This is a genomic window from Methylobacterium sp. WL12, from assembly GCF_008039475.1.
Taxonomy (GTDB): Bacteria; Pseudomonadota; Alphaproteobacteria; order Rhizobiales; family Beijerinckiaceae; genus Methylobacterium; species Methylobacterium cerastii.
The window spans coordinates 23,893-30,538 of sequence record NZ_VRUW01000061.1 but is presented as its reverse complement, the minus strand read 5'-3'; the positions used below and the strand labels follow the sequence as shown (position 1 = coordinate 30,538).

At 72.5% G+C, this 6,646-nt stretch carries 3 protein-coding genes; 2 read left to right on the top strand and 1 reads right to left on the bottom strand.

Annotation, left to right across the window (positions count from 1 at the left end):
* Positions 1–97: 97 nt before the first annotated feature.
* Positions 98–2,671 carry an ABC transporter ATP-binding protein/permease gene (locus FV226_RS19470; RefSeq protein WP_147764180.1) on the bottom strand — a complete coding sequence of 858 codons (2,574 nt, stop codon included), beginning with the start codon at positions 2,669–2,671 and terminating at the stop codon, positions 98–100.
* Positions 2,672–3,023: 352 nt separating this feature from the next.
* On the opposite strand from FV226_RS19470, the gene FV226_RS19465 reads away from it, so the two are divergent.
* On the top strand, positions 3,024–3,683 hold the full coding sequence (locus tag FV226_RS19465) for a cytochrome c3 family protein (protein WP_147752854.1): 660 nt from the start codon (positions 3,024–3,026) through the stop codon (positions 3,681–3,683).
* A gap of 16 nt (positions 3,684–3,699) precedes the next feature.
* The gene (locus FV226_RS19460; RefSeq protein WP_147764179.1) at positions 3,700–6,642 is read left to right on the top strand and encodes a TAT-variant-translocated molybdopterin oxidoreductase; all 2,943 of its coding nucleotides are present in this window, start codon (positions 3,700–3,702) and stop codon (positions 6,640–6,642) included.
* Positions 6,643–6,646 lie beyond the last annotated feature (4 nt).

Here is a 6,646-nt window from a genome sequence, read left to right as displayed (position 1 = left end):
GGGCGGGAGGGGCGCGCGACGTCGCGGCCGACGCGGCCCTGCACGAGGCGGGCACGCAGGGACGAGCCTGTGCGGCCAATACGGCGCCCGTATGGCTTCACGCCGGCTCGAGCGTGCGGGCTGCGTCCGGCTGCAGCGGCACCACCGTGCTGTTCTCCACGGCGATCACCGCGTCGAAGGGATCGAGGGCGGCGAGGTCGGCGGCGTCCGGGACGCAGACGACGAGGCCGCGGCCGGCGCGGGCCGCGCGCAGGCGGGTGATGCGCGCCGCGATCTCGGCGGGCTTGCGCTCGTCGAGCAGGATCGCGACCACGACGATGTCGGGCTGGCGGATCAGGCAGCGGGCGAGGTCGATCGCGATGCGCATCTCGACCGGAATCGCGCCCTCGCCCGCGACCGAGCCGGTGCCGGCGCTGCCGGGTTCGACGCGGCTCTCGAGCCCGAGGCGGTAGACCGAGGCCTCCAGGCCCTCCTCGGTCAGCACCCGCCGGACGATCGCGCGCACCCGCGGCTCGGCGCCGGCCTCGCCCTGGCTGACGCGGCCGAACAGCAGGTTCTCCTCGACGCTGGCCGCCGGGTTGATCCGCGTCGGATCGTAGAACTCCACAGCCGCGGCGAGATACGACGGCAGCATCCGCGCGAAGGACTGGCGGGCGGCCACGAGCCTCTCTTCGAACGCCGGATCGATCAGGCCGAAGCGGTGGCGGGTTTCGCTGTAGCGCAACGCCAGACCGATCAGCCGCTCGCGGTCGCGCTGGCCCGCCGGGCCGCGACGCAGGGCGACCGCGCTCGGCTGGCGCACCACCAGATCCTCGAAGTAGCCGCGCTCGTCCGCCGGGAAGAGGGAGAACGCATCGAACAGCGGATGGTCGTTGGGCAGCTCGGCGAAGATCTCGACGGTGCTCCGCGCGACGGCGAGGCCGATCTCGGTGAGCGGGCGGACGAGGTCTTCCGCCTCCAGCACCGCCCGCATGTAGGGATGCCGCGCCAAGCGCTTGGGCGCGAAGGTCGGGCCCACCGGCTCGCCGAACAGGATGTTCTCGCCGACCGTCGCCTGATGGTTGTAGCGGGCGGGATCGAACGGCTCGACCAGGCGCTCGGCCCCCTCGGCCCGAAGCACCGCCCGCATCGTCGCGCGGGCGGCCACCAGGGCGCGGGCGAAGTCCGGCGCAGCAATGGGATCGACCCGGCCGAGGAGGCCGCGGGCGTAGGCGAAGGCGTCGAGCCCGGTGATCCGCAGGATCTCGACGAAGGCGGGCTGGTCGGGGGCTGCCGAGGGATCGGCGCCGTAGAGGATGTTGGCGCGCAAGCTGCCCTCGACCAGGATCGCCTCGCCGGCCGCGAACGCGATGCGCCGGGCGCGGTCGGCGGCGTCGAACCCTCCGAGATCGTGCCCGGCATAGGTGACGCTGCCCGCCGTCGGCGCGACCTGGCCCGCCAGGATCGCGGCAAGCACCCGGGCGCCGCTTCCGCGGCCGCCGATGATCGCGACGTGGGACGGCATCGCGAGGTTGAGGTCGACGCCCGAAAGCCGTTCGCCGGTCGCGGCGTCGTAGGCGCCGACGCCGTGCGCAGCGAGGTCGCCGGAGCGCGGCACCGCGAGGCCGCCCTTTCGCCCACGGCGGCCCTGCAGGCTCGCGATCGTGCGGGCGGTCTCGCCGAAGACCGGCTTCAGGCCCTCGCGCAGCCGCCAGAGGTTGAGCGACAGGGCGATCAGGATCGCCGCGATCGCGAACGCGCCCGCCGCCGCGACCAGGGCGGCCGGGTCGACGTCGCGGGCGGGCGGGGCGCCGTCGCCGCCGCCGCGCCACAGGGCGGCGCCGGCCGCCAACGCCGGCAGGATGATGGCCAGGGCGAGCGAAGGCGCGCGGGCGTAGGCGAGCTTCGCCTCGGCCCGGGCCAGGGCCGCGCGGGTCGCCGCCGCCTTTTCGGCGATGCGGGCGCGCTCGAGGGTCGCGGAGCCGTGAATCCGCACCGCCGGCATCCGCCGTACGAGGTCCCCGAGCGTCCGCTCGGCGAGCGCGCTCGACCGCAGGCGGAGCGCGCCGCGCGCGGCCGAGCGGCGGAGGATCAGCTCGCGCGCCAGCGCAGCCGCGAACAATCCCACCGCCGTGGCGGGGACGAGGCGCGGCGCGGCGAGCGCCGCGAAGCCGAGGGCGACGAGGATAGCGCCCAGCGCCATCGCCGGGACGAGGATGCCGATGGCGAGCAGGCCGTCGATCCGGCCGAGCGTCTGCCCCAGGAGGCCGGCGAGGCCGCGCGCCTCCTCGCGGGCGCCCGGGGGCGCATCGAGGATCGCCGCGGTCGCGGCCTCCCGCAGGCGGAAGACGGCGCGTCCCTGCGCCGAGAAGGACAGGACGGCGACGAACCAGCCGAGGCCTGCGAGCGCGATCGCGCAAGCCGAAAGGCCGAGGAAGGCGGCGCGCTCGAGGTCGAGCGGTGCCAGGCTCCACCCCGGGAACAGGACGAGGTCGTCCGCGACGCGGGGGATCGCGACGCGCAGGAACACCAAAGCCGTGGCCTCGTCGTGGCCGAGGGTGTGGACGAGGTCGCGCAGGCAGAGCAGCGCGAGGATGCAGAGCGGGCCGCCGAGGCCGAGCGCCAGCGCGACCGCGGCGACGTGGCGCCCGCGCGCCGCACGCCAGGCGAGGACGATCGGATCAGGCTCCATGGCCGCTCACGTGGTCGAAAGGGTCCGCATCGGCTGTCCCGAGCGGCCGCCTGATCGCAGGCCGCATCGGAGCGCATAGGCGCTCTTCGAGCCCGCGGAAAGCGCGCCACCGCACGCGACCCGCTCAGCCGGTGAACGCGGCCAATCGCCCCCTGTCGTTCAGCTTGGAATTCTTCCATAGAGCCGACCGTCGATCGGGCAAGAGCGAACCTGCGTCGCATTGCATCGACACCGCGGAACGGGTCATGCTTCGTCGGCGGTTCGGGGGCATCGAAACGCAGAGTTCTGACATCTTGGCGACGCGACCCACCGAAGACATCCACCGGTTCCGGTCCCAGCGGGCCGTGGGCTGATGGCGCAGCTGTTCTCACCCGGCGCCGACGCGATCTATCGGCTCGCCCTGCTCACCGGCGTCGCGTGCCTCGCCGGAATCCCGATCGTCGCCGCGGGCATCGTCCGATCGGACTACGTCACCGGCGTCGGCATCGCGCCGGCCCAGCCGGTGCCGTTCAGCCACAAGCACCATTCGGGCGAGCTCGGGGTCGACTGCCGCTACTGTCACACCACGGTGGAGACGCAGGCCACCGCCGGCATCCCGCCGACCCATACCTGCATGACCTGCCATTCGCAGATCTGGACCGGGTCGGACATGCTCAAGCCGGTGCGCGACAGCTTCGCCCGCGACGAGCCGCTGCAATGGGTGCGCCTCAACAAGCTGCCGAGCTACGTCTACTACAACCACTCCGTGCACGTGACGAAGGGGATCGGCTGCTCGACCTGCCACGGCGACGTCACCAGCATGCAGATGACCTACCGCGCCAACGCCTTCGAGATGCAGTTCTGCCTCGATTGCCACCGCGACCCGGCGAAGTACGTCCGCCCGCAGGACCAGGTCTGGAACATGACGTGGAAGCCGCCCGCGAACCAGGCGACGCTCGGGCCGGAACTCGTCGCCAAGAACCACATTCAGGGAGGTGAGCGCCTCACCGAATGCGCGATCTGTCATCGCTGATGGAGACGGACCGCACATGACCGGGCACCACGACATCGGCGCGATCCGCGCCCGCCTCGCGTCCGGCGACGGGCCTTCCTTCTGGCGCAGCCTCGACGCCGTCGCCGACACCGCCGAGTTCCGCAGCTACCTCGAAGCCGAGTTCCCGGCCGCCGCGCGGCTCGCCGCGGCGCCGGAGCGGCGCGGGTTCCTGAAGCTGATGGCGGCCTCCTTCACGCTCGCCGGCCTGTCGGCCTGCGATTCCGGAGACGGGCGCCACAACGAGCTGCCCTACGTCAACGCGCCGGAGCGGATCGTTCCCGGCGCCCCCTTGAGCTACGCCTCGTCGGCGCTGTTCGACGGGTTCGCCAACGGCATCCTCGTCACCACCCGCAACGGCCGGCCGCTGAAGATCGAGGGCAACCCCGACCATCCCTGGAGTCGGGGCGGCACCGACATTCTGGCGCAGGCCTCGGTGCTGGGCCTCTACGACCCGTTCCGCTCGCAGGCCGTCCAGCATATCGGGCGGCCGAGTTCCTGGGCGGCGTTCCAGGGCGCGATGCTCGCGCAGATGCCGGTCTGGCAGGCCAAGGGCGGCGAAGGCCTCGCCCTCCTCACCGGTCCCGTGACCTCGCCGTCGCTCCAGGCCGAGATCGCACGGATGCGGGAGACCTATCCGGCGATGCGCTGGTACGTCAGCGCAGGCGTCGCGCGCGACAGCCTGTACGACGGGGCCAAGCGCGCCTTCGGCCGTCCGGTCGAGACGCTCCTCGACTTTACAAGCGCACGGACCATCGTCGCGCTCGACGGCGACATCCTCGATCTCGGCCCCGGCCAGGTCGGGCTGTCGCGGCGCTGGAGCGAGGCGCGCAAGGCGTCCTATGCGGCCGGCCACCTCCTCACCCTGCATGCCGCGGCGGCAACGCCGACCTTGACGAGCGCCAAGGCCGACTACGCCGTGGCGGTCCCGGGAGCCCGCATGGAAGCGCTCGCGCGGGACCTGCTGAGCCTCGCTGAGGGCGGTTCGGCGTCGTCCGCCGACGGCGCCTCCGAAGCCTGGCTGAAGCGTGCCTTCGCGGCGCTGAACGAAGCCCGCGGCGCCGGCATCGTTACAGCGGGCCTGTGCGGGTCGCCGGAGCTGCACGCGCTCGTCCACCGGCTGAACGGCGCGCTGGGGAATGCCGGCACGACGGTCCGCCACACCGCGCCGGCCCAGGCGATCGGCGCCGGAGCGCTCCGCGACCTCAGCACGGCCATGGCGGAGGGTTCGGTCGAGACCCTGATCGTGCTCGGCGTGAACCCGGTCTACGAGGCGCCGGGCGCCCTGGGGTTCGCGCAGGCGATGGAGCGCGTGCCGCTCAAGATCCACACCGGGCTCTACTACGACGAGACCGCGGCCCATTCGGACTGGCACCTGCCGCTGGCGCATCCGCTCGAATCCTGGGGCGACGCCCGCTCGCTCGACGGCACCGTCAGCCTGGTCCAGCCGACGGTCGCGCCGCTCTACAACGGTCGCTCCGCGAACGAGATGCTGGCCTTCCTCGATCGTGGAACGATCGCGAACGGCCTCGACCTGCTGAAGCGGCAGATGCGCGGTGGATCGGAGGACGACACCGCGTTCCAGGCACGCTTCGAGGACGCCCTGCGCAGCGGCTTCCTGCCCGACAGCGCCGCGAAGCCGGAAACGATGGCGTTGACCGCCTCGGGGCCGGCGCCAACCGTGGCGCCGTCAAGCGACGATGCCATCGAGGTGGTGTTCCGCCCGGACCCGACGGTCTGGGACGGGACGCTGGCCGACCTCGGCTGGCTGCAGGAACTGCCGAAGCCGCTTACCAAGATCGTGTGGGAGAACGTCGTCGGCATCAGCCCGAAGCTCGCCGAGCGGCGCAGCCTCGCCAACGGCGACATCGTGCGGATCGCGGCGGACGGACACGCGATCGAGGGGCCGGCCTGGATCACACCGGGCCAAGCCGAGAACACGGTCAGCCTCTCGCTCGGCTACGGCCGCGACGTGCCCGACCACCTCTCGCGGGGCCTCGGCTACGACGCCAACGCGCTGCGACCGGCGATGGACCCGTGGCTGCTGGCGGGCGCGACGCTGGAGAAGACCGGCCGCCGCCGGCTGCCCGCGACGACGCAGGATCTCGGCACGATGGAGGGCATGGACCTCGTCCGCGTCCAGCGTCAGGGCGCGGAGCCGGTCGGCGACACCAAAGCCTACGAACTGGCCTCGTTCTATCCCAAGCCCGCCGCTGCGGGGCGCGGCGCGACCGCAGCCTGGGCGATGGCGATCGACCTCGACGCCTGCATCGGCTGCAACGCCTGCATCACAGCCTGCCAATCCGAGAACAACATCCCGGTCGTCGGGCGCGAGGAGGTCGAGCGCGGCCGCTGGATGGGCTGGCTGCGGGTCGACCGCTACTACGCGGGCGATCTCGATGCGCCGGACACGCATTTCCAGCCGGTGCCCTGCATGCATTGCGAGAACGCGCCGTGCGAGGTCGGCTGCCCGGTCGAGGCGACGCTGCACGACAGCGAGGGCCTCAACCTGCAGGTCTACAACCGCTGCGTCGGCACCCGGACGTGCCAGAGCTACTGCCCGTACAAGGTCCGCCGCTTCAACTACCTCGACTACACCGGCGACATGCCCGCGGTGGCCCAGCAGCAGCGCAACCCGGACGTGACGGTTCGCGCCCGCGGCGTGATGGAGAAGTGCACCTACTGCGTCCAGCGCATCGCCGCCGCCCGCATCGACTCGGCCAAGGACGCGCACGCGCCGATCCCCGACGGAACCGTCGAGACCGCCTGCCAGGGCGCCTGTCCGACCCGCGCCATCACCTTCGGGAACCTGTCCGATCCGGAAAGCCAAGTTAACAAGGCGCGGGGCGACGGACGCAATTACGCCCTGCTCGGCGACCTGAACACGCGCCCGCGGACGACCTACCTCGCGAGCCTCGCGCCCGCGGCCAGGGAGGGCTGACGGC

Coding starts and splice junctions, on each gene's coding strand:
- FV226_RS19470 (WP_147764180.1), bottom strand. CDS start 2,671: ATGGAGCCTGATCCGATCGTCCTCGCCTGGCGTGCGGCGCGCGGGCGC.
- FV226_RS19465 (WP_147752854.1), top strand. CDS start 3,024: ATGGCGCAGCTGTTCTCACCCGGCGCCGACGCGATCTATCGGCTCGCC.
- FV226_RS19460 (WP_147764179.1), top strand. CDS start 3,700: ATGACCGGGCACCACGACATCGGCGCGATCCGCGCCCGCCTCGCGTCC.